The following is a 24,380-nucleotide window of genomic DNA, read 5'->3' on the forward strand; positions in this document are numbered from 1 at the left end:
TAAGCCTAGATCCCCGTCAAGTAAACTGATAACGCTCGCGTCACATTCATACTATTTGAAGGTAATTGCGCCGATTTTTTCAACGATCTGCTTGCGAATTGCACCCAATTTAACCCGTCGCTGCGCGTTCCACGGCGTCGGTCTTAATAGCGTCATTGCTTTCAGCCCCAAACGGGCAGTCAGAATCCCCACGCCAAGACCTTGCCCGGCCCTTGCCGACACTTTGCCGGCTAAGTCCATCGACATCAGATCTATGCTGGCATCAACCGCCAATTCACTCGCTCCCGCCGCGGCCATATTGATCAAGGTCGCTTTAAATAGTTTCAAACGTGACCAGTAACCAAGCTCAACACCATAGACTTGCGCTAGACTGTCGATCATTTTAAAGTTGCGCCACGCCACCAGCAGCATATCAGCTAACGCTAGAGGGCTTATGGCCACCAACGCAGCAGACTCGGTTGCGTGTTGAGAGACAATGCGCGTTGCCACTTTGTCTTGCTCGGCAACCACCATAGCGTCGTACATATCGAGGATTTCTGCATCATTGTGCGACGCATTGATACTGTTTAGCCAACGGTCATAACTCGGTGACTCGGGCTTAATCCCCGCCTCTTGAGCTAAGGTCTGGCAAAAAGCCTTGGCTTGTCCGACATTGTGTGTGTTGATCATCACCTCACTCTGCTCTTGAACGCTAAAGTGATGCTTAAGCTTACGCAGTTTTAGAAGCTCTTTACCAATCGCACCAATCCCTAAACTCGCGAGCACAGTTACAAAGCCAACCCAGCCTAGCGCCAACCAATCCGCACTCTGTATTGCAGTCAGCACATTGTCTATCGCTTGCCAAGCCACTAGACCTGCAAAAGACGTTAATAAACCGGTAGTCAGCCACTTCGAACCACTTTTAGGTCTGATTACTTGTTCTAGTTTTTGCTCTGCCTCTGTCGGTGTTTCTGGTTCGATATTGACCGGAACAAACGTCTCGCTTTGAGCAAACTGCATCTTCGCTGTCAGCTCGGGATCAAGCTTAACATTGGTTTTATCCAAAGACTCATTGAAGACCTGTTTAGGTTTAAGCGGTGCTTTATCACTTGAGGTCATTTCAGTTTATCTCCTATTAAAAACTCTAACGCCTTATCGATACGGATATGCGGTAACGGTTCATCGATAGAATTTGCCATCGGCCTAAAACCAATAAACTCAAAGCCTTGTTGCTGCCAATAAGCTTTTTCTGGCAGTTTTTTCGGCACGTCTCCGGGGAAGACCGTCAACGGCTGCCCGTCAATAGTCACGCCACGCAATGCAGGATGTGATTGATCGCCTTGGGCAATAAAACCAGCTTCAGTGGCTTGAATCGACGCTAATGTCATGCAGCTCATCTCAATGTTTTCATAAGATGCCGTTTGCCACGCCGGATGCACCATTTGTTGTAACAGTGACACCAAGTTATTGTGCTGCTCTGGAGTCACGTGGTCAGCCTTGGTTGCTGCAAACAAAATCTTGTCGATACGCGGTGCAAACAAACGTTTAAGCACATTACTGCGACCATAACGAAAACTGTGCATGATCTGTTCTAACGCTTGACGCATATCGTTAAACGACTCGTGACCTGCATTGAGTGGTTGCAAGCAATCCACCAGTACGATTTGACGGTCAAACGTTGAAAAGTGATGTTTGTAAAACGCCTTAACCACTTTTTGTTGATACTCTCGATAGCGCGCTTTTAGCATCGCTAAGTTCGAGCCCTTGACCACTTTGTGCTCTGGATCAAAACGGCATGGGAAGAACTGCAGCACTGGCGCACCTTCAAGCTCTCCGGGTAACACAAAACGCCCCGGTTGCACCCAATGCAAGCCATGATCCTTACACGCAAACAAAAAGTCGCTGTAGCTAGATGATATCTGGGCAATCTGTTTTTCATCTAACGGCGCGTCAGGGTCAAAGCGCTCAATCTGCGTAAGCCACTGTTGGGCCAAATCCGCACGTAAACCTTTTAGCGCGGTAAACTGACTCTGGGACCAATGATTAAAATCCATGTCTAACAAAGGCAAGTCGAGCAACCATTCACCTGGATAATCGATGATGTCGATATTGAGTGTTGCGGTACTACCGAAGAGTTTTTTAGTCCGTTTTGTTGGACGATACTTTACCGCCAGACGAATTTCACTCACATCTCGCGTCGGCTCAGGCCATGTTGGTGGCGTTGCATGGACTTGGTCCATGGCTTGGTCATAAGCAAAACGCGGCACCAGCATGTTGCTTTGTGGCTCTCGTTTTGCACCAATCACTCGCTTATCCCGAGCCGCGGCAAACAATGGCAGATTGTCGTGCGTCGAAGTATGAAGTAACTGATTCACCAGTGAACTAATAAAAGCGGTTTTACCTGCGCGCGATAACCCCGTCACCGCGATACGAACATGGGAGTCCATAGTACGGCTAAGTAAATCATTCATTTCTTGCGTTAATTGCTTCATTCACACTCTCTTTTGCGATTGATAGCCCTAGCTTATTGTGACTAACCTTAATCCTAGATGAACAAAAAAGCCCCTGAAGAGATCCAGAGGCTTAAAATATATGTGCTATCAACGAAAATTTAATCGTCTTCGATCAATTTATAGATAATAAACAGGGCAATTTCTACTATTAGCAACAACACACAGGTGATCGTCACGTACTTCTCATCGAAGATACTAATACCATGTAAAATAAGGTCATAACAGACAAATGCACCCACCACCACCGCAATGAAGATTTGCAAGATTTGAATAAAACGTGGCATGTAAGCTCCTGACGATTTTAAAATATTAGAGTATACAGACTAAAGGTGGTGCCTTGGCGCCACCTTTGTCAAATATTTGCTAATTAAATCAGTAATTTCTTTCAAAATTAACCGTTATTATTACGATTTAACATCCATTTCTTGGATTTTTACTTTCCAAGTATCTGGACCTATTTGGTGAGCATTAGCACCGTTTGCGTCAACTGCCACTGTCACTGGCATATCTTCAACTTCGAACTCGTAAATCGCTTCCATACCCAAATCTTCGAATGCGACCACGCGCGCTTTCTTAATCGCTTTAGCGACTAAGTAGGCAGCACCACCGACGGCCATTAGGTAAACCGCTTTATGCTTTTTGATTGATTCAACTGTCGCAGGTCCGCGCTCAGCTTTACCAATCATACCCATAATGCCCGCATCTTCGAGCATCATGTCGGTGAACTTGTCCATGCGGGTTGACGTTGTAGGGCCAGCAGGGCCAACCACTTCATCACCCACGGCATCAACTGGGCCGACGTAATAGATAAACTTACCTTTTAAATCAACGCCATTTGGTAGCTTTTCACCCTTTTCAAGCAAGCCTTGAATACGCTTATGCGCCGCATCACGACCTGTCAGAATTTTACCCGATAGGAGTACCGTTTCACCGGTTTTCCACTCTTGAACTTGCTCTTTAGTGACCGTATCTAAGTTCACGCGACGTGTGTTCTCACCTGCTTCCCAAGTAATATCTGGCCAATCTTCAAGTTTTGGTGGCGTCAATTCTGCAGGGCCGCTGCCATCAAGTGTGAAGTGAACATGGCGCGTCGCCGCACAGTTCGGGATCAAACAGACAGGCTTAGAGGCCGCATGGGTTGGCGCCGTTTTAATTTTGACATCAACAACGGTCGTCAAACCGCCAAGACCTTGCGCGCCGATACCGAGTTTATTGACACGATCAAAGATATCGAGACGTAACTCTTCTTCTGCATTTTCTGGACCGCGATCGATAAGCTCTTGAATATCGATATGCTCCATCAGAGACTCTTTCGCAAGCACGGCTGCTTTTTCAGCCGTGCCACCAATACCGATACCGAGCATGCCCGGTGGACACCAGCCCGCGCCCATTGTTGGCAAGGTTTTTTCTACCCACTCAGCTATATCATCGGAAGGATTGAGCATCACCATTTTGGTTTTGTTTTCACTGCCGCCACCTTTGGCTGCAATCTGAATATCAACCTTGTCGCCTGGCACCATACTGATATGAACGACCGCCGGAGTATTGTCTTTGGTATTGATGCGTTTTCCTGCTGGGTCTTTCAATATAGAAGCACGTAACGGATTATCCGGGTTGGTATAAGCTTGACGCACACCTTCATCAATCATCTGCTGCACGGTCATATCGGTCGCGTCCCACTGCACGTTCATACCGATGTAGACAAAACAGGTCACAATACCCGTATCTTGACAGATCGGGCGGTGCCCTTCGGCAGACATACGTGAGTTAATCAGAATTTGCGCCATGGCGTCTTTTGCCGCTTGGCTTTGTTCACGGTGGTAGGCTTTTTCTAGGGCTTGGACAAAGTCTAATGGATGGTAATAAGAGATGTACTGAAGTGCATCAGCAACACTACTGATCACATCCTGTTGGCGAATTACGGTCATTGCATGCCTCGTTATCGTTATGCTTCCTTTTGTCATCGCACACAAACGATTGCTAAACGAACTTGTATTAGCAACACGCTGGTGTAGCGACATTTATGGTCATTATGATACTCTTGCTTTCCTCAACACGCCACGGTAGCAACGATCTCTTTGTCACAAATTAAACAAATGAATAACAACAAGCCAAATCGCTTAGAAATCAAGCCGATTACCTATAAAAACACCTTAGCAATCGAGCTTTTTAATCTTGTCGAGTCACAGCCGTGGGCGATGTTACTCCGCTCTCCCTCGCCTTCTCATATCGATAGCCGTTTTGACATTCTTGTCGTCAATCCGGTGGCGACCCTAACCACCACTGGCGACAAAACATGCCTTGTCAAAAAGGGTCATATCAGCGAGTCACAGCAAGATCCCTTTGAGCTACTTAAGCAGATTCAATCCGAGCTCCTACCTGAAATCGACTATCAGGGAGAGCTACCCTTTATTGGTGGCGCGCTCGGTTATTTTGCTTACGACTTGGGTCGCCGTGTTGAGCGTTTACCGGTAATTGCCGAGCAAGATCTCACGACTCCGGATATGGCTGTCGGCATTTATGATTGGGCGGTTGTGGTTGATCACCAGACAAAGCAAGCATTCGTGGTTGGCGTTGATGTTGATATCGAGGCGCGTTGGCAGTGGTTACAACTTCAAACGTCAGAGAGCAATAAAGCTTTCTCGCTTACCAGTGACTGGCAATCGAATATGACCAAAGCAAGCTACAGTGACAAGTTTCATCAAGTGCAAGAGTACCTGCGCTGTGGGGATTGCTATCAGATCAATCTTGCCCAACGATTTAACGCCGAATACCAAGGCAGCGAATGGCAAGCCTACCTAGAACTTGAGCAGGTCAATCAGGGCCCATTTTCAGCGTTTGTTCGTACGGATAAGAGCGCGATCATCAGCGTCTCACCTGAGCGTTTCTTGCAAGTTAAACAGGGCAAGATCGAAACCAAGCCAATCAAAGGAACTCGACCAAGACACGTCGATGAAACGCTTGACCAGCAAGCGGCCGACGAACTCGCTCATGCTGAAAAGGATCAAGCTGAAAACTTGATGATCGTTGATTTACTGCGTAACGATGTCGGTCGGGTGGCTAAGCCAGGCAGTGTGCATGTACCGAAACTGTTTGAAATCGAAAGCTTTCCAGCTGTTCACCACCTCGTCAGCACGATTCGAGCTCAACTGGATGACGGTTTCGCTGCCGCCGATCTACTTAGAGCATCGTTTCCGGGAGGCTCAATTACTGGCGCTCCGAAAATCAGAGCAATGGAAATCATTGAGGAGTTAGAGCCACATCGTCGCAGTGCATACTGCGGTAGCATTGGTTACATCAGTCGACATGGCGCCATGGACACTAGCATTACCATTCGTACTTTGGTCGCCGAAAACAATCAGCTTTATGTATGGGCTGGAGGCGGCCTCGTAGCCGATAGTCAATGCGATAGCGAATACCAAGAGACACTTGATAAGCTCAGTCGCATTTTACCCGTGTTAAGTCGCCAAAGGCGCGAACACTAAACCCATTTATCTAGCGTCTGTGTTAAATCCTTAGCGGTATACGGTTTGGTTAAAATATCATTCATGCCGCTTTGGATGCATTTTTCACGTTCACCTAAGGTTGTACTTGCCGTCAGGGCAATAATGGGCAATTGATAGCCTTGCTCACGTAAGTATTGTGTTGCTTCAAAACCGTCCATTTCGGGCATGCGGCAATCCATAAAAATCAAATCATACTGACCGCTACACACCGCTTTAATGGCCTCAATACCATTGTTAGCGATATCTGGCGTAATCGACAACTTTTTGAGCATCTGGTTAATAATAACTTGATTCATACGAATATCATCCACAACCAAAATTGCCAACGCATCAAGTGGTTTCTTACGATTCTCTGGCACCAGTTGTAAGTCGCGCGCTTGCTCTACCGTGCCTGCTTTTAAAGGCAATATCACCTCAAAGCAGCTTCCTTTGCCTAGCTGACTACTGAGAGTGATTGACCCTGACATCAGCTCAACTAAGTTTTTACATATCGCCAAACCAAGGCCAGTGCCTTCAAAGTGACGCTTTGCTGTTCGGTCGACCTGAACAAATGGGTTAAACAGATCTTTTTGCGCATCTGGGCTTATCCCTACCCCAGTGTCTTCGACTAAAATGCGCAATTGGTCTTGATGCCAGTCGACAACCACACTCACTTTACCCTCAAGGGTAAACTTTACTGCGTTACCAATCAGGTTAACGAGAATTTGTCCAATACGCTCAAAATCGCCAATCAGCGCAGCGGGTAACGAGTTTTCTTGACGAATTTCAAACTCAATGCCTTTTTCACGCGCAGGGTTGTCAAAGATGCCAATAAGTGTTTCACACAAGTCTGTCCATGAAAACTGAGATGGAATAAGCTCCATCATGCCAGCGTTCATTTTGCTGAAATCAAGCAGGTCATTAATAATATGGCGCAATAAGTCACCGGAATGGGAAAGATTAGACAGCAGTGCTTGTTGCTCTTCCGTCAATGGTGTGTCGGCTAATAATTCGGCACTGCCTAGCAAACCATTGAGGGGCGTTCGCAGTTCATGATTGATCATTGCCACAAACTCTTGAGTCGAGCGTTCAGACTCTTCTGCTCTTGCCCGAGCTTGCTGATTGCTAATTACGATTAACTGGCGACTGATTGCGCTGCAGACCAACTCAGACACCAGTAACATCTGGCTGACGATGAAATCTTTTTCGATATCACTTTCATTGACGAAGATAGTTAATTCACCCACTACTTGCTGATCAACTTCTATCGGTAAGCGCAACCGTAAACCATCCCAAACCGGGTATGGCTTAGTCATATGTAACGCTGATTCACTGCATTGACCAAATTCACTTTCGACTACCGTTGCAATCAGCTCAGTTTGAAGAATTAAACTGGCGGTTTTTATTACGCTGAGTGCTTCAAGGCATTCCAGCAAACTGATGATCAACCCATCATCAAAATTACGCCTCAGAAAAGCGCGACCAAAATGAATCAGCGCGTCGTTAATATGCTGTTCAAATTCAAGTTTGTTCAGGTCAGTGCGTGTTTGCAATTTGAGTTGATTTAGAACCAGCTCTAAATGTTGGTTGGATTGATACAGCTCTAAACTCTTATTTTCTAAAAGCAGTTCTGCTTGTTTTCGTGAAGCAATTTCACGGATTAATTTTCTCTCTAGCGGCGATTGATTTTCCATATCGATTACTCAACTAAAGTGACCATAAACCGAACTTGGTGACCATCTTCGCTTTGGTTCTCCATTTCAACCGCCACTTTTTGTTGATAGTACTCAGCGCAACCTTCGATCAATCCAAGGCAAACATGTGACATGCAACGAGCACTTATGTAATCAAACACTAACTTCGTTTGCGAGTCGGATAAGAACTCAAACCTTGGTGGTTTGGCATCTGGATAGAGTTTTTTTACCTCGACATGAATATAGTCTTCAACCAACTTTATGAATTGAAAGGTAGATTTGCAATTCTGTAGACTACTATTACTAGGTAAGGTGCGATATAAATTGTGAAAGACGGACTGACCGAATATACGTTGCAGTTGTTGAGGGGAAATGCCGGTACGCTGACTCAATTGGACGATGAGCTTAACTAGGTTTCTGTGATCATAGCTACCTACTGTGGTGTAGACACCGTTGTCTTCAGCTTGAGATAGAACAGCGTCTAGCTCTTCAAGACCGAACTGCTGTTCAACTAAATCCATAAATTCGGTGAATATAATTCCTTTCATCCGTTTCGCTATCCTTACGCGATTTTTGCTTACCAAAAGCATGAGTCATTTTATTCACATTTTCAAATTGCACTAGGAGCTAACGTGTTGTCTGAGTTAAATAAAAGCAGCCTAATTCAGCGCTTCCAATTGCACAAGACCGTTGACTATCATCAAGAGGCGATCCGACGTGTTGCGCATTTACAACCGAGTAAGCTAAGAAAAGCCTCGGTACTAATTGGTTTTGTTGAAAGAGACAACGGCTTACACGTACTCTTTACTCGCCGAGCGATCCACCTTAAACACCATCCAGGTCAAGTGAGCTTTCCCGGAGGCAAATATGAGCTTAGTGATGGTGATTTGGCCACCACCGCACTGAGGGAGACCTATGAAGAAGTGGGAATTAGCCAAGATAAAATACAAATTCTTGGTCAGTTACCTGAGCTAGTGACAGTGAGTAAGTTCACGGTCACTCCTTTCGTCGCTTTTATCGCTTCTGACTATCAAACCAAGATCGATCACAACGAAGTCGACCAAGTGTTTGAAGTCCCGGCTAACGTCGTTTTAGATACTCAGAAATTGCACAGTGAGCAGTTCTTAATCAACAACTATTGCCATCGCGTATTTGGTTTATCCTATCAAAACCACTTTATTTGGGGAATGACAGCACAAATTATCGATGCGATGCAAAAACAGATTATGCATAGTAGCGAAAAAACCGACTAGCTCTTGATAATCCGTCACATTAGGTAAATTGTTTTTTAATATAGCAATCGTTTTCTATCGACATCGATTAAACAAATTCATAACATCATTAGTTTTTCTAATGCCACGTATTAGCATAAATCACTAGTAGCACATCATTTTCGTGAGCAAAAACCTATTTTTGACATATCCTATTATAACTCTTATCAATTCATGACTTAGATCTACTTTTCATGTAAAGAAATTCTGCAGAATTGCACCCGACTTATTTCCTGTTCCCAAAAATGAGTATCACAAAATGAATACTGCTAATACAGTGGCTTCTGCCACACAATCGTCTAGTAAATTTAATTACAAGGACTTCACCTGGTGTCTGTCGCTTTTTGGTACTGCGGTCGGCGCTGGCGTACTTTTCCTACCAATCAAAGCAGGTGCTGGTGGTTTTTGGCCATTAGTTATCCTTGCTCTAATCGCAGCACCAATGACTTGGTTTGCGCATAAATCTCTTGCTCGTTTCGTGCTTTCTGCGAAAAACCCTGAAGCTGACATTACGGACACTGTTGAAGAACATTTTGGTAAGACTGGCGCAAACCTTATTACTTTCGCTTACTTCTTCGCTATCTACCCAATCGTTCTTATCTACGGCGTTGGTATCACCAACACGGTTGACTCTTTCTTGGTTAATCAAGTCGGTATGGAATCTATTCCACGCTGGTTACTGTCTGGTGCACTTATCACGGCCATGACAGCGGGCGTGGTATTTGGTAAAGAATTGATGCTAAAAGCAACGTCAGCGATGGTTTACCCACTTGTCGCTATCTTGCTTGCGCTATCTTTCTTCCTTATCCCAGACTGGAACAGCTCAATGGTTTCTGTCGCACCGGATTGGTCTGCAATGCCATCTATCGTTTGGTTAGCAATCCCAATCATCGTGTTCTCTTTCAACCACAGCCCAATCATCTCACAGTTCTCTAAAGAGCAACGTCGTGTATACGGTGATGACGCAGTGAAGAAAACCGACGCGATCACGGGCGGCGCAGCAATGATGCTGATGGGCTTCGTAATGTTCTTCGTTTTCTCTGTAGTACTTTCACTGTCTCCAGAGCAACTTGCTATGGCGCAAGAGCAAAACATCTCAGTGCTTTCTTACCTTGCTAACGTTCACGAATCACCGCTGATCTCTTACATGGGTCCTTTGGTTGCATTCGCAGCAATCACTTCTAGCTACTTTGGTCACTTCCTAGGCGCTCACGAAGGTTTGGTTGGTTTAGTTAAGTCTCGCTCTAGCGCATCAGTCAAAAAAATTGAAAAAGTGTCACTGCTGTTCATCGTCATTACTACTTGGATCGTAGCTATCGTTAACCCAAGTATCCTAGGTATGATTGAAACAATGGGCGCACCAATGATCGCGGGTATCTTGTTCCTAATGCCTGTATTCGCAATGCATAAAGTGCCAGCGATGGCGAAGTACAAAACTTCTGCACCCGTACAGATTTTCACAACTATCTGTGGTCTTGCTGCAATTAGTTCTGTAATCTACGGCGCTCTTTAATCTTAAGACTTTACACAGTCTGATTAAGCCAAAAATATAACGATAATAATAAGCCTCCCAACCCTTGGGAGGCTTAGTTTTGAGGTAATCGATATGATTAGTGTTTTTGACATCTATAAGATCGGCGTTGGTCCTTCAAGCTCACACACTGTAGGCCCAATGAAAGCGGGTAAAGAATTTATTGATGATTTACGTTCAATGGGAAAATTGCGCGACATCACTAAAATTACCGTGGACGTCTATGGATCACTATCACTGACAGGGAAAGGTCACCACACCGATATCGCCATCATTATGGGTCTTGCTGGTAATACGCCAGAGAAAGTTGATATCGACTCTATTCCGGGCTTTATTGCTCGCGTAGAAGAAACTGAGCGCCTTCCTGTTGGCATGCACTGTCACACAGTATCGTTCCCGAAAGAAGGTGGTATGAACTTCCATACTACCAACCTTGAACTACACGAAAACGGCATGCAGATCCACGCGTGGGTCGATGACGAAAAAGCGTATTCAAAGACTTATTACTCTATCGGCGGTGGTTTCATCGTTGATGAAGAAAACTTCGGTAAAGAAGAACAAAATCCAGTTAAAGCACCTTACGAATTCACCAGCGCTGAAGAGCTAATGAAGCAATGTAAGGAGAGTGGCCTTTCTATCAGTACCTTGGTGATGAAGAACCAAGCTGCACTACATACTGAAGAAGAATCACATACTTATTTTGCCAAGATTTGGAAAACCATGCGCGAGTGTATGGAACGCGGTATGAATACCGAAGGTATTTTGCCAGGTCCCCTACGTGTGCCGCGTCGTGCAGCAGCGCTACGCCAGCAACTGATTACTTCAGAGAAAACCACCAACGATCCGATGACTGTGGTTGACTGGGTAAACATGTTTGCTTTTGCTGTTAACGAAGAGAACGCAGCAGGCGGTCGTGTTGTGACAGCACCAACCAACGGTGCGTGTGGCATCATCCCTGCGGTACTGGCTTACTATGACAAGTTCATTCAGACGGTTACTGAAAAAGATTACATCCGCTACTTTGCTGCTTCTGGCGCGATTGGTGGTCTGTACAAGCGTAACGCATCCATTTCAGGCGCTGAAGTAGGTTGCCAAGGCGAAGTGGGTGTTGCGTGTTCGATGGCTGCGGCTGGTCTTGCAGAGCTTATGGGTGGTAGCCCTGAGCAAGTCTGCATGGCAGCAGAAATTGCCATGGAGCACAACCTAGGTCTAACGTGTGACCCTGTTGCTGGCCAAGTTCAGGTACCTTGTATCGAACGTAACGGCATTGCTGCTGTGAAAGCGATCAACTCGACTCGTATGGCGCTACGTCGTTCTTCTGCTCCAACCGTTTCTCTAGATAAGGTTATCGAGACCATGCTAGAGACAGGTAAAGATATGAACGCAAAATACCGTGAGACTTCCCAAGGTGGCTTAGCAATCAAAGTTATTTGCTAAATACCCGCCTTGTATAATCTAAAAAGCCCGAGCATTTGTTCGGGCTTTTTTATGGATTGTTACCAGATATCAAACATGAAATCCTACCCATTTTCCGTTGCGGTTTACCCTATTCAAGATAAGATCAACCGCAGCTCTTTTATTGCATCACATCAGCTGTGAGGTAATAAGAAACACGCCAAACAATAAACTAAAGATCAGCATGGACGTACCACCTTCAGCTCGATATCGTTGCGACATGATCTCTGCTCTGCGTGCTTTTATCACCATGATTAACGGCATGCCAACGGCTAACAACACGAGAATAATCCCCGCATAAGCCAGTACTGACAAAAACTTATCCGCTGCCCCTATCGCGCCAAGCAATGGCAATATAAAGGTAACCACGTAAATCAGCGTGCGATTACTACCCAGCGCATCACTGTTTTGATGAAACAATGCCATCGCCACACCAAAAAATGATGTCAGTAACGCCAAACCAGTAAACAGTGACAATACGTTCCCTATCCATGGGGTTTGCTGCTGAAAAACGCTCATCAATTCAGACACATTAGTAAACTGTTTCAATTGTTGTGCTGGCAAGCTCCCTACCACGGCAAACAACCAACACAAGTAACAAACTAAGGGAATAATTGAGCCAAGTATGATCATGTTTCTTAGCTGTTTGTCGGTCGCTTCATTGTTGTATGTCACCAAGCTTGGGATAACGACCATAAAACCAAAACTGGTGAATAGCACCGAACTGGTTTCGATTAAACTAAAGTGATCGTGATTACTCACCTGCTGTAACGCAGTAAAAGAAAACTGTGGTAAAAGCGCGCCGAGTGTTAAAACTAAACACAAGATCATCACCATAAACAGCACGCGATTAAGCTTGTCAATCACGCCCGTACCACAGGTAACGATTGCACCTGCCGCTAAGGTAAACATTACTTGGCTTTCAACCTGACTCAGAGTTAGGCCAACGCTGGATAATAATTGTGCTAACAAATCGGCAGCACCCAGAATATAAGCCATTAGCAGACAGATAAGCAGCGCATACAGCAGGCTGTTACTTAGCCATTGGCCGCTTCGGCCCAACAGTTTTCTCGCGATCGAATTAAGCCCAATGCCACCATCTGATTTGATGGTCGCTTCAAGTAACAACAACGCGGCATAAGTGGTACCAAACCATATAAAGGCCATTAACAAGGAGCCATAAGCCAAGCCAAATTGAGCTAATACCATAGGTATAGCTAGCATACCGGCACCAAGAGCGGTCCCCGAAACAATGAGCGCACTGCCCAATAGTTTTGTATTCATTTTTTGTAAAACCGTAATAATTAATTATTTTTGACTGTATGTGGGTATTTTGAGCACGGGTATAGAATGCAATGATCAATACAAGGCGCTAAAGCGAGAAAATGAATAGGACTTTAAATAGGGGCTGCGGCAAAGTGGGGAAAGCAGTGATGATAAGGAATATTGGCAAATGAAAACCGCGCGATGGGGTGATCCTTCTGTCGGCTCTATTATCGGTGTCGTTATTTTGAAAATCACTTTGGTATCCTAACAAACAACCATCCGCTGGCTGAAATAATAGCGCTTCATGCTCTATGTCATCTCACATCGAGATATTTTTATCTTATCGTCAAAACAAACGATTGCAACGGACGAGCAGTCAAGTGACTAAAGTTCAGGCAGTTAATGGTAATAAAAAAGCGAAGTCTGTGCTTCGCTTTTCGATTAACCGTTAGGCTTCGCCTTTATAGATACAACCTGCGGTACAGGTTTCTTTGATTTCGATTTTGCTCAGGAGTGGCAAGCTTGGTTTCAGCTCATTCCAAATCCATTTAGCAAGGACTTCGCTAGTTGGGTTTTCTAACCCTTTAATATCATTTAGGTAATAATGATCAAGTCGGTCGTAAATCGGTTTAAAGGCGACTTTAATCTCAGAAAAGTCGATCACCCAGCCTGTATGTGGATCCACCTCACCTTCAACATAAAGGCGAACTAAAAAAGAGTGCCCATGGAGACGACCACATTTATGGCCTTCCGGAACATGCGGAAGATGGTGCGCCGCTTCAAACATAAACTCTTTGTATAATTCTGTTTTCATCTTAGATCTCAGGCTTGTCAAAACAGACGCAATACTAAGGAATAACGACAAGTGAGACAAGCTTTGCTCTCGACATTCGTCCACTTATTCTGCGATTAAACGATACCCTGCCCCTAGCACGTCAATTTCACGTTACCGCGTCAATTTTTTGATTACATTACGCTTACATCACATTTACAATACCCTTGAAGAGAGTAAGGTCACAGTATAAAGTTCGCTATCTTTTTTTCTGCTAGTAGATAAGACAAGATCTTTTAAGTTCATTCCAATAATTCTAAATAATAAGTCTATCATGCGCTTAACAATTACAACCAAGTTGCTTATCACCCTTTTAACCGTGTTCGGACTGGTATTGGTCGCATCAACAACCTACCAATACCTCCAACAACGTGAACTTATCAACTCCGTTTTAAGTGAACAATTGCACGATAAAGCGAGCAATTATTTCGATAGCTTAAATATGATGATGCTAACCGGAACCATGGCTCAAAAAGAGACATTGCGCCAGAAAGCACTGGCACAAGACGGTATCGAGCAAGTCAAAGTCTTGCGTGCCGATGCCGTCAGCAAACTGTACGGTCCGGGTCAGGACAATCAAGTTCCAACTGATGAAATTGACCAACGTGCGTTGGCGGGCGAATTGGTGATTGAGCCAATTTCTGCCGATTGGGGTAAAGGGATTGTGGTTGCTTTGCCGATGAAGTCTAGTGAAAACTACCGCGGAACTAACTGCGTGGCCTGCCATATGGCCGCAGAAGGTGAAGTATTGGGCGCGATTCGACTTGAGTACAACCTTTCTCATGTTAATCAATTAATCAGTCAACGAGCGTTTATCGCTTTAGCAATCATGTCTGCGTTTGGTTTCGTCGGCTTCCTTATTACTATGGCACTGATTCGTAAGATAATTGTTCGCCCGATTCAAAAAACATCCGGGTTTATGCAAAGCTTGAGCGCAACAAAAGATTTAACCCAACGCCTAGACGCTACGCAAAAAGACGAAATCGGCCAGCTTTCTGGCGCGATTAACTCGTTTATGGATACAGTGAACGACAGCCTTGAACAAGTTCAAACCACCTCGCATAAAGTGGCGGTTAGCGCGACTGAACTGACTCAGGTGGCTCAGATGACTGACTCTGCCGCCGACAATCAGCAACGCGAAACCTCAGACGTTCAAGACCACATCGAAAATATGCAAGCGCAGCAGGTTCAAGTCGAGCAAGCCACCAAAGACGCCTCTTCTTTGATCACCCATACCACTACCATTGCCAATCAAAGTGCTGGGCAAGCACACAACGCCAGCCATGATATAAAATCCTTGGTCGATGATATTGAACACGTCAAAGACAGTATCGTTTCCCTCAATAATCAAACTTCTGAAGTATCAAGTATCCTTGAAGTGATTAAAGGCGTTGCTGAACAAACCAATTTACTGGCACTCAACGCTGCGATCGAAGCGGCGCGCGCGGGCGAACAAGGGCGCGGCTTTGCGGTCGTGGCCGATGAAGTACGTAATCTCGCTAGTCGTACCGCAGAGGCCACCAGTAGCATCGAAACCATTATTTCTCAGTTCCAACATGACAGCCAAACCTCGTTGAACTCTGTTGACAGTGTATGTAGTACTGCCCACCAGCGTTCGACAGAAATTGAGCAGCTTTCACAAGCGATGTCGGGAGTGGTAAAAGAGATGCAACAAGCACTGTCACACGCCAACAGTATCGAACAGCAAACCAATACGTCCGCGGCCATCAGTCAGGAGGTACAGGGTAAAGTGCAGATCATTACCAAACATGCCAACCAAACTAGCGAGTCCGCGGCTCAAACTCATAATATCAGTATGAATCTTGAGCAACTTTCCGAACATTTGGAGGCTCTGCTTGATCAATTCACCCTTTCAACCAAAAAATAACCCTTTATCGGCTATTTTTGTCCGACTAAACGACAATAAAGGTTGAAGCTTAGTAATTGAAAGGTAATATGTCACATTGAAGTACTAGAATTCTATCCAACCCAATGTTTGTTCATTATTTATTCGTAAACTAATGTCACATTGGGTTGAATTTTCATCTCAATGGGGAATATTTACAACATGACTTACGCGCCTGTATCAGACGTTTTGAAAGGTCAGCTAGCAGTAGACAGTGAAGTGACTGTTCGTGGCTGGATCCGTTCACGTCGTGATTCCAAAGCTGGAATCTCTTTTCTCGCCATTTATGACGGCTCTTGTTTCGACCCGATTCAGGCCGTGGTCCCTAATAATCTGAATAATTACGATAACGAAGTACTCAAGCTAACCACTGGCTGCTCTGTTGAAGTAACAGGTAAGATTGTTGCGTCTCCTGCGAAGGGCCAAGATTTTGAGTTAGCGGCTACTGATGTAAAAGTAGTCGGTTGGGTTGAGGATGCAGAAACTTACCCAATGGCGAAAACTCGTCACTCAATTGAATACCTTCGCGAAGTTGCACACCTACGTCCACGTACAAACGTGATCGGTGCAGTAGCGCGTGTTCGTAACTGTCTTTCACAAGCGATTCACCGCTTCTACCACGAACAAGGTTATTTCTGGGTGTCAGCACCACTTATCACCGCGTCTGATGCTGAAGGTGCTGGTGAAATGTTCCGCGTATCAACGCTAGACATGGAAAACCTACCTCGTACAGAGCAAGGCAATGTCGATTACAACGAAGATTTCTTCGGTAAAGAGACGTTCCTAACCGTATCAGGTCAGCTAAACGCAGAAGCCTACGCTTGTGCGCTAAGCAAAGTTTACACGTTTGGACCTACTTTCCGCGCTGAAAACTCAAACACCAGTCGCCACCTAGCGGAATTCTGGATGGTTGAACCAGAAGTTGCGTTCGCTGATCTCGACGATGTAGCTAAATTGTCTGAAGATATGCTTAAGTATGTGTTTAAAGCCGTACTTGCTGAGTGCCGCGATGATCTTGAGTTCTTTGCTCAACGTATCGACAAAGAGGCCATTACACGCCTTGAGCAGTTTGTTTCATCTGACTTTGCCCAAGTTGACTACACTGACGCGATTCAAATCTTGATTGAATCAGGTCGTGAGTTTGAGTTCCCTGTTGAATGGGGTATCGACATGTCTTCTGAGCACGAGCGCTTCCTTGCAGAAGAGCATTTCAAAGCGCCTGTTATCGTTAAGAACTACCCGAAAGACATCAAAGCGTTCTACATGCGTCTCAATGAAGACGGCAAAACTGTAGCTGCAATGGATGTCCTTGCACCGGGTATCGGTGAAATCATTGGTGGTTCTCAGCGTGAAGAGCGTCTGGACGTTCTCGATGCACGTATGCGTGAAGTCGGTATCGATCCTGAACACATGAACTGGTACCGCGATCTACGCCGTTACGGCACAGTGCCGCACGCCGGTTTTGGTTTAGGTTTTGAACGCCTTGTGTCTTATGTCACAGGTATGGGCAATGTTCGTGATGTGATTCCTTTCCCACGTACGCCACGCTCAGCTAACTTCTAACTTGGCGCACAACGTTAGGTTATAGTGTAAAAAAGCCTTCATATCGTGAAGGCTTTTTTGTGTCTATCGCTATTAGAGAAATTAGAGAACCGATGTGTAATCAGCTAGTTTCAGCATATTTGTTGTTGATGCCTCTTACCTAAATGATTAAGCAAAACACCCATTACTGCTTGTCATCTGGCCCTATTGCAGCGTAACGGATGCTGTATAAGCAAAGCCCGAATATAATAAAAGGGATCGCTGCCGCGGTGTACTCTGTCCAGATTAATTCAGCAAACCCTTTCGCTAAAATAACATGACCAAACACTAAGAGTGCTGCGCAAATAACCGCAATGATGATCAGGCGAGATTCACGTGTTGACTTCCTCGTTGCTTGCATACTTGTACCTCATTGATTCCAATGACACTATTTAATCACGCAAGCTACATTCTGTTACGGTACAGTTAAACGGAAAAATGACTAAGCAGTTGCTTGCTGACGTAATAATAATCCTATTCGTCTTAGAGCCTGCTCAAGTTGTTCACTCGGTGCTAACGACACATTTAATCTCATGCAGTGACGGTATTGGGGCTTGCTAGCAAACAGACCACCATATGCAATAGAAATTCCATCGGCCAATGCCTGAGTGTAGACTGAATAACAGTCAATATCGTCAGCCAATTCTAGCCACACAAAGTAGCCGCCCTCGGCACTATGCAGGGTGATATCAGCAGGGAAATATTGTCTAATCATCGCGATGGTATCAGCCTGACGCTGTTGCAACGTCTTACGTAATTTGCGCAAATGGTTATCGTAGCTTTCATGTTGCAGATAATGCGCGATACCTTGTTGTACCGGAGCGCTACCCGACAGTGTTGATAGCATTTGCTGTTTCTGTAGTTGGCCATTGAAACCTTGATTGACCACCCAACCGATACGGTAACCAGGACAAAGCGATTTCGACAATGAGCCGCACAGCAACACCCTATCCTGCTTGTCATAATATTTGAATGGTTTTAGCGAAGTCGCAGCAAATCCAAGTTCAGCGTAAACATCATCTTCAATAATCGCAACATGGTATTGATTTGCCAGCTCCACCACTCGCTGTTTTCCTGCATCGCTTAAACAAGCACCTGTTGGGTTTTGAAAACGTGACATTAACCAGCACGCTGTGACGGGTTGAGATTGCAGCGCTCGCTCGAAGGAAGCGAGACAGAGACCAGACTGAGGATCAACCGGCACCTCAATCGCGTTTAAGCCCAGTCTCTCGACGGCTTGTCGTGCACCATAAAATGCTGGCGACTCAATCACCACAGTATCACCAGCCTTACATAACGTGGCTAGACTGAGGTTAAGTGCTTCCATCGCTCCCGAGGTAATCACAATATCTTGATGCGAAACGGTGAGGCCATTAGCCAGGTAGCGCTGGGCTATGCTACGGCGTAGAGATTCATTTCCCGGAGGCATACTATGTAACACACTTTCAACAGGAAGCTTGCGCCCTGCACTTGCCAAATGACGATTGAGCAGTGCCAATGGAAACAAATCGGGTGAAGGAAAAGCGGCCCCAAGCGCGATGCTGGCTTGATTGCTGTCTTTTAGGTAGTCATACAATTGATCGTGATACGACGTTACTGTGGTAGGTAAAGCTGGCTTCGCATGATGATGTGCAAGTCTCGATGCAACGAAATACCCCGATTGCGGTTTCGCGATCAGCCAACCTTCGCTCTCTAATCGCTGATAAGCTTGCAATACGGTCGCGGCACTCACTGCATAACTTTTACTCGCGGCACGAATGGAAAGTATTTTGTCACCTGGACGCCATACCTGCTGCTCGATTTGCACTTGGATTGTCTGGGCCAACTGTTGATAACGGTTCATAACTTCCTCAGCTTCACTGCGCCAGCTTACCACAAGCAAGTCAAACTCGGCCTCCAATCAACGACACAAAAAGTGATTGTGTTAGGCGAACTCGATTTATTGAAGCAAATCACATTAATACTTGACGAGTTTGTTACATTTATCAGGTTAAAGTGATCAAAACAACCTTACATTAGGGACAAGATGATAATGAAAAAATACGATTCCTCGCACATCGAGTACAAAGGCGAAACTAACGGCGTACACAGTTGGATCGCACCAAGTGGTCAGCCATACTACTGGCACCCTGACTGGCTGCATATTGCTGAAGATGCCATGGGCTCTCACCCTAAGCAAGCGCTTGATGTCAGTGCTGGCGAAACGGCTAATGAAAAACACGCCGTTACCGCCATTTTGTCTCATCTCAATCAGTGGGCAGCAGACAAACTAAATAAAAACCCAGACATTGAAGCGAATGCTGTCGAATCTCAACTCGATTTAAAAAAATAATTGCCTGTCGCACACCTCTTAAGGTGTGCGAACGCTACTTGCTTTGGCTTTATAGCTTTAGCACTTAAGTTGCAAAAACATATCAATAAATGCAATAAATCGATACTATCAACGGTCTTGTATTGAGTAGATGGATGATTACTCGACTTTCTTTCTGCGTTGCTAACCTGAACTCGCAATGCATCATAGAATATAGGCTTCGATATGACACATTCCCCTTATAATGCACCATTAACTCTCAAACTCTATGTATTAGCTGGTGTGGTGTTTGGTATCTATGCTGGACGAGTGTGTCCAATGCTAGAAACCCTCTCTTTTACCCAATTGTTCAGCCACATTACCTTAACGTTTGGCGTGGTATTTTTAATACGTCACTTTCTACTCCGCGACCATAGTTTAGTGACTCAACAGCGACAAGCCCGTTTAGACACGACATTGATGTTTTTTGCCAGTTTGATACTCGCCGCTTTCTACAACCTTCACTACGACTTCACCCTAGACAGTAATCTTAAAGTCCTGTTCGGTATGACCTTGTTTGGTTTCTTTACTGGCCTGCTTTTGCAACTCGACTCAAAAATCGCCACCTTTGATGGATTAGATAAACAGCAGCGTGCGCAATTTGAACTCAGCGGCCAACGCCAATCGTTGGTAAAACAGATGATATTGCTGATCAGCCTGTTACTGTTCACTCTGACAACAATGTTAACCATGGTAGCAGTCAAAGACATTTTTTGGCTTGAGCACAATCCACAACGTATTCTAGATGGCAGTGGCAAGATAAGTGTCATTAAAGAGTTCCTTTATATCGCCTTGGTGTTAGGGGGCTATGTCATCGCGATTATGGTCCAGTGGAGCAAATTAATGCATCGTGTTTTACTCTCTCACGAACGTTCTCTAATGGAAGTCACACAGGGCAACATTTCTAAGCGCCTGCCCATCTTTGAACATAATGAGTTGGGCTCGGTGGCGTCGTTAACAAACCAAATGCTCGACAGTCTTGAATCCTCTCAAGATGAGGTAAAAACCACTCGAGATGTCGCTATTGTCAGCCTTTCTGCGCTCGCAGAATCAAGAGATAACGAAACCGGTGCGCATATCCTGCGTACACAGGAGTATGTCCGCGCTCTGGCAATGCACTTGTCTCAGTTTGAATGCTATAAAGACTTGCTCACTGACAACTATATTGAGCTACTTTATAAATCCGCCCCACTTCACGATGTGGGTAAAGTTGGTATCCCCGACAATATCTTACTCAAGCCAGGTAAACTGACTGACGAAGAGTTTGAAATCATGAAAGGACACCCTGAAATTGGTGCTAAGGCGTTATCCATGGCAGAAGGCCAGTTAGGGAGTAACTCTTTCTTACAGCTGGCCAAAGAAATTTCGCTTACTCACCATGAAAAGTGGGATGGTTCCGGTTATCCAAACCAGCTAAAAGAGCAAGAAATCCCACTTTCAGGACGATTGATGGCATTAGCAGATGTTTATGACGCACTCATCTCTGAACGCGTCTATAAAAAAGCGTTTAGCCACGATAAAGCCAAATCGATTATTTTGCAGGGCAACGGTAACCATTTCGACCCTCAAGTTGTCGAAGCCTTTTTAGCTATTGAACAGCAGTTCGTCGCCATTGCGGACAAATATCGCAGCATGGAAGCCAGTGAGAACGCATTAGAAGAAGGCGTCATGCCCAGCTAGTGTCTGATTAAAATAACATCATCAAGACAGATAAAGTCTCGCTACTCGGTTTGATAGCGGGACTTTTTATATAGAAATCCATGTTAAGAGAAGTGTGGCTATAAAATGCTGCTATTTTTAGATTTTTCTTTGCTTTGCGGTTGTTTCGTTCATCTTAGAAAGGTATAAATAACCAAGTTATTTACTATCCTCCCTTCGATTAACATGGATGACGATTATGTTTGAAAAAGTAGTTGCTGCTCCGGCTGACCCTATCCTCGGCCTGACTGAAGAATTTAAAAAAGATCCGCGCGCAGAAAAAATCAACCTTGGTGTTGGTATTTACAAAAATGAACAAGGTGAAACCCCCGTTCTTGCGACGGTGAAAAAAGCAGAAACGGCACTGGTAGAAACTGAGAAAACCAAGTCATACCTAACCATCGAAGGGACAGCCGAATACGGCCTCGCCGTACAAAAACTCCTGTTCGGTGCAGACGCTGAAATCGTCAGCGCCAAACGTGCTAAAACAGCGCAAGCTCCAGGCGGTACAGGTGCGCTGCGCGTTGCAGGCGAATTCATCAAACGCCAACTTGGCGACGTGAAAATTTGGATCAGTAACCCAACGTGGGCAAACCACAACGGTGTCTTCACTGCTGCAGGCATCGAAACTGCGCAATACAGCTACTACAACGCAGACACTCAAGACAAAGATTTCTCGGCAATGCTCGCGGATCTCGATAAAGCGGCAGCAGGCGATATCGTTCTGTTGCACGGCTGCTGTCATAACCCTACGGGCATCGACCCAACCGCTGAAGAGTGGGAAACATTAGCAAAACTGATCGCCGATAAAAAACTACTGCCACTTTTCGACTTCGCATACCAAGGCTTTGCTAAAGGTGTCGAAGAAGATGCCGCCGGTCTGCGTATTTTCGCCAAGTACAATAAAGAGATTCTCGTCGCGAGTTCATTCTCGAAGAACTTTGGCCTCTACAATGAACGTGTGGGTGCATTTACCTTGGTGGCTGAGTCTGCTGACGTCGCAACGACCGCATTTTCACAAGTGAAAGCGATCATTCGTTCTATCTACTCAAACCCACCAGCACACGGCAGCGCTGTTGTTACTCATATCCTTAACAATCCAGCCTTGCGCGCTGAATGGGAACAGGAAGTGAAAGAGATGCGTGACCGTATTCAAGCGATGCGCGAACTCTTCGTTACGACGTTAAAAGAGCAAGGCGTTGACGCTGACTTTAGCTTTATTGAGCGCCAAAATGGCATGTTCTCTTTCTCTGGTCTAAGTAAAGAGCAGGTCAACCGCTTAAAAGACGAATTTGCTATCTACATTGTCGGCTCGGGTCGCATCAGTGTTGCAGGCATGACGCGCAACAACATGCTACCACTATGTAAAGGCATTGCAGCCGTTCTTTAATCGCGGCTGATTTAACTAAAAAGAGCCAGCAATTAATTGCTGGCTCTTTTGGTTTCTATGCTGGGGCTAAAAAAGATAACGAAGTGATACTCCCCCTTCGTTAGTTGAAGCGTTACCATTAATTCGTGTCGTTTCAAAATCACCATCACGATGGGTATAAAATCCACCAACAGTAAAGCGTTCGGCAAATTGGTAATCCGCCCTAAAATGGAAGACGTTTTCTTCAAGGAAATCGCTATGGTTGATTTCACCTTGCGCGGCAACCTCCCACTTTTCATTAATGGCATACTTCAATGCTAAGGTCGCACTCAGCACAAAGTCATTGTCGCTAAATAATTTCTGCTGAGTATCATCTTTAGTTTGTGTCGCCCACAAGTAACCTAACCTAGCCCCGACGACCAGATCGAGTTTGTCAATAATAGGGTAGCGATAAGCCACACCTGGCAATAATGTGTATAGCTCAGTGGTGAAGCCTTCAGGATGAATGAAGCGTGCACTGTAATCGAGTGTCACTAACACATTATCAGCGAGTAGATAATTGCCCCCCACCGCTAACGCCGTGACATTGTTATTCACACCTAAATTTTCATTAAGCGAACCGGCACTTAAATCTGCATAGAGAAAATCATAATTGAGTTGATTTGTACCACCATTGGCAGTCGCCGATGCTGCGAAGGCGAGCAAAAATGGCGTGATAAAACGTGTGTACTTTACTTCCATTACAACCTCGTACAATCCATATACCCTGATAAGAGTCAGGTAGTTATGTCATTTAATATAGATCATAAGCGCTGCAAGTTATTGCCCCACAGTTGAGAACTATGATCTGATCCGAGCAAAAATAAAAAAAGACCTCTTGCGAGATCTTTTCAGTTTAAAAACGAATCATGAGCTCATCTTGAGTCAGTGCCAGAATCGATACGCCAGATTTACGGCGCATCCGCTCTATTTGCTCATCCTCTAACTCGTAGGGCATCACCAACTTAAGCTCTTCCACCCCTTCGAATTTTGCCAGTTCAAGCAGAGTGAGAATGTTGGACTCATCACTGCGATTCGCAGACAAGCTATTCATCGCCTGTTGCCACAAACGATCTTCAACCGTTATCGACTCTTTAATGGTGTTTTTCCACGCCAAGCTAAAAATGGGTGCAAAAGTACTCATTGCCTCTAAAAACGTCCATTTTTTAGTGCATGAAGCGCCAAGAAAAGAAGTATAGTCAAAAACAACGCTTGTCTTGCCCAGATGTTCCATATCATCCCCCGTGTTAACGGCAACACAATGTACCCAATATCCAAGATCCGCGTCCTTATGGCAATAGGATATAAAAGAATGGTCTTTTATACCCATTCTTTGTTTGAAAAAGCTATATAAAACGCCATAAAGTAACAATCTATGTACATCTCAGAGATATAAGTAACCGGTTGCGTA

Annotated in this window: 21 protein-coding genes; 9 read left to right on the forward strand and 12 right to left on the reverse strand. The window is 45.1% G+C overall.

Going from position 1 to position 24,380, the window contains the following annotated elements; genetic code table 11:
- Window positions 1–51 precede the first annotated feature (51 nt).
- From BS19_RS00170 to BS19_RS00185, 4 genes are all read right to left on the reverse strand, one after another.
- Entirely contained in the window at window positions 52–1,098 is a 1,047-nt protein-coding gene (locus BS19_RS00170) for a YcjF family protein (protein WP_038172464.1), read from the reverse strand.
- Window positions 1,095–2,471: a YcjX family GTP-binding protein gene (locus BS19_RS00175; protein ID WP_038172466.1), complete on the reverse strand. Its 1,377-nt coding sequence runs from the start codon at window positions 2,469–2,471 to the stop codon at window positions 1,095–1,097. The genes BS19_RS00170 and BS19_RS00175 overlap by 4 nt, the downstream gene beginning before the upstream one ends.
- Before the next feature lie 119 nt (window positions 2,472–2,590).
- Entirely contained in the window at window positions 2,591–2,776 is a 186-nt protein-coding gene (locus tag BS19_RS00180; protein WP_038172468.1) for a hypothetical protein, read from the reverse strand.
- Between the two features lie 120 nt (window positions 2,777–2,896).
- Window positions 2,897–4,420: a fumarate hydratase gene (locus BS19_RS00185; protein ID WP_038172471.1), complete on the reverse strand. Its 1,524-nt coding sequence runs from the start codon at window positions 4,418–4,420 to the stop codon at window positions 2,897–2,899.
- Window positions 4,421–4,588: 168 nt separating this feature from the next.
- Here BS19_RS00185 and pabB point away from each other — a divergent pair, with 168 nt between their 5' ends.
- Entirely contained in the window at window positions 4,589–5,977 is a 1,389-nt protein-coding gene (gene pabB / locus BS19_RS00190; RefSeq protein WP_038172475.1) for an aminodeoxychorismate synthase component 1, read from the forward strand.
- Here the strand turns inward: pabB and BS19_RS00195 are convergent.
- Both BS19_RS00195 and BS19_RS00200 read right to left on the reverse strand, forming a co-directional pair.
- Complete coding sequence (locus BS19_RS00195) at window positions 5,974–7,671, reverse strand: ATP-binding protein (protein ID WP_038172477.1); 1,698 nt, start codon at window positions 7,669–7,671, stop codon at window positions 5,974–5,976. The two genes, pabB and BS19_RS00195, sit on opposite strands and share 4 nt — an antisense overlap.
- 5 nt (window positions 7,672–7,676) lie before the next feature.
- Window positions 7,677–8,219, reverse strand: a complete 543-nt coding sequence (locus tag BS19_RS00200) for a heme NO-binding domain-containing protein (RefSeq protein ID WP_038172479.1) — start codon at window positions 8,217–8,219, stop codon at window positions 7,677–7,679.
- An 84-nt stretch (window positions 8,220–8,303) separates the two neighbouring features.
- Between BS19_RS00200 and BS19_RS00205 the strand changes: the two genes are divergently transcribed.
- The 3 genes from BS19_RS00205 (at window position 8,304) to BS19_RS00215 (ending at window position 11,910) form a co-directional block, all read left to right on the forward strand.
- Window positions 8,304–8,924 carry a CoA pyrophosphatase gene (locus BS19_RS00205; protein WP_038172481.1) on the forward strand — a complete coding sequence of 207 codons (621 nt, stop codon included), beginning with the start codon at window positions 8,304–8,306 and terminating at the stop codon, window positions 8,922–8,924.
- 277 nt (window positions 8,925–9,201) lie between these two features.
- Window positions 9,202–10,455, forward strand: coding sequence for an aromatic amino acid transport family protein (locus BS19_RS00210; protein WP_038172484.1), 1,254 nt, complete (start codon window positions 9,202–9,204; stop codon window positions 10,453–10,455).
- A gap of 93 nt (window positions 10,456–10,548) precedes the next feature.
- Complete coding sequence (locus tag BS19_RS00215) at window positions 10,549–11,910, forward strand: L-serine ammonia-lyase (protein ID WP_038172486.1); 1,362 nt, start codon at window positions 10,549–10,551, stop codon at window positions 11,908–11,910.
- Window positions 11,911–12,057: 147 nt separating this feature from the next.
- On the opposite strand, the gene BS19_RS00220 is transcribed toward BS19_RS00215, so the two are convergent.
- Entirely contained in the window at window positions 12,058–13,212 is a 1,155-nt protein-coding gene (locus tag BS19_RS00220; RefSeq protein WP_038172489.1) for an amino acid permease, read from the reverse strand.
- Between the two features lie 430 nt (window positions 13,213–13,642).
- On the reverse strand, window positions 13,643–14,008 hold the full coding sequence (gene queD, locus BS19_RS00225; protein WP_038172492.1) for a 6-carboxytetrahydropterin synthase QueD: 366 nt from the start codon (window positions 14,006–14,008) through the stop codon (window positions 13,643–13,645).
- A 292-nt stretch (window positions 14,009–14,300) separates the two neighbouring features.
- On the opposite strand from queD, the gene BS19_RS00230 reads away from it, so the two are divergent.
- Window positions 14,301–15,914 carry a methyl-accepting chemotaxis protein gene (locus BS19_RS00230; RefSeq protein ID WP_038172493.1) on the forward strand — a complete coding sequence of 538 codons (1,614 nt, stop codon included), beginning with the start codon at window positions 14,301–14,303 and terminating at the stop codon, window positions 15,912–15,914.
- A 180-nt stretch (window positions 15,915–16,094) separates the two neighbouring features.
- A complete protein-coding gene (gene asnS, locus BS19_RS00235; RefSeq protein WP_038172494.1) occupies window positions 16,095–17,495 on the forward strand; it encodes an asparagine--tRNA ligase in 1,401 nt (466 codons plus the stop codon).
- A 163-nt stretch (window positions 17,496–17,658) separates the two neighbouring features.
- Here the strand turns inward: asnS and BS19_RS00240 are convergent, their stop codons facing one another.
- Both BS19_RS00240 and BS19_RS00245 read right to left on the reverse strand, forming a co-directional pair.
- A complete protein-coding gene (locus BS19_RS00240) occupies window positions 17,659–17,874 on the reverse strand; it encodes a hypothetical protein (protein WP_038172495.1) in 216 nt (71 codons plus the stop codon).
- A gap of 81 nt (window positions 17,875–17,955) precedes the next feature.
- Window positions 17,956–19,356, reverse strand: coding sequence for an aminotransferase-like domain-containing protein (locus tag BS19_RS00245; protein WP_038173051.1), 1,401 nt, complete (start codon window positions 19,354–19,356; stop codon window positions 17,956–17,958).
- Between the two features lie 189 nt (window positions 19,357–19,545).
- On the opposite strand from BS19_RS00245, the gene BS19_RS00250 reads away from it, so the two are divergent.
- The 3 genes from BS19_RS00250 (at window position 19,546) to BS19_RS00260 (ending at window position 22,951) form a co-directional block, all read left to right on the forward strand.
- Window positions 19,546–19,845, forward strand: a complete 300-nt coding sequence (locus BS19_RS00250) for a hypothetical protein (protein ID WP_038172497.1) — start codon at window positions 19,546–19,548, stop codon at window positions 19,843–19,845.
- A 204-nt stretch (window positions 19,846–20,049) separates the two neighbouring features.
- Window positions 20,050–21,543, forward strand: a complete 1,494-nt coding sequence (locus tag BS19_RS00255) for an HD domain-containing phosphohydrolase (protein WP_038172500.1) — start codon at window positions 20,050–20,052, stop codon at window positions 21,541–21,543.
- 217 nt (window positions 21,544–21,760) lie between these two features.
- Window positions 21,761–22,951, forward strand: a complete 1,191-nt coding sequence (locus BS19_RS00260) for an amino acid aminotransferase (RefSeq protein ID WP_038172502.1) — start codon at window positions 21,761–21,763, stop codon at window positions 22,949–22,951.
- 66 nt (window positions 22,952–23,017) lie between these two features.
- Here the strand turns inward: BS19_RS00260 and BS19_RS00265 are convergent, their stop codons facing one another.
- The gene (locus BS19_RS00265; protein WP_038172504.1) at window positions 23,018–23,671 is read right to left on the reverse strand and encodes an outer membrane beta-barrel protein; all 654 of its coding nucleotides are present in this window, start codon (window positions 23,669–23,671) and stop codon (window positions 23,018–23,020) included.
- A 154-nt stretch (window positions 23,672–23,825) separates the two neighbouring features.
- Window positions 23,826–24,203 carry a hypothetical protein gene (locus tag BS19_RS00270; RefSeq protein WP_038172506.1) on the reverse strand — a complete coding sequence of 126 codons (378 nt, stop codon included), beginning with the start codon at window positions 24,201–24,203 and terminating at the stop codon, window positions 23,826–23,828.
- Window positions 24,204–24,380: the final 177 nt, after the last annotated feature.

Source organism: Vibrio pacinii DSM 19139 (assembly GCF_000711795.1).
GTDB classification, from domain to species: Bacteria; Pseudomonadota; Gammaproteobacteria; order Enterobacterales; family Vibrionaceae; genus Vibrio; species Vibrio pacinii.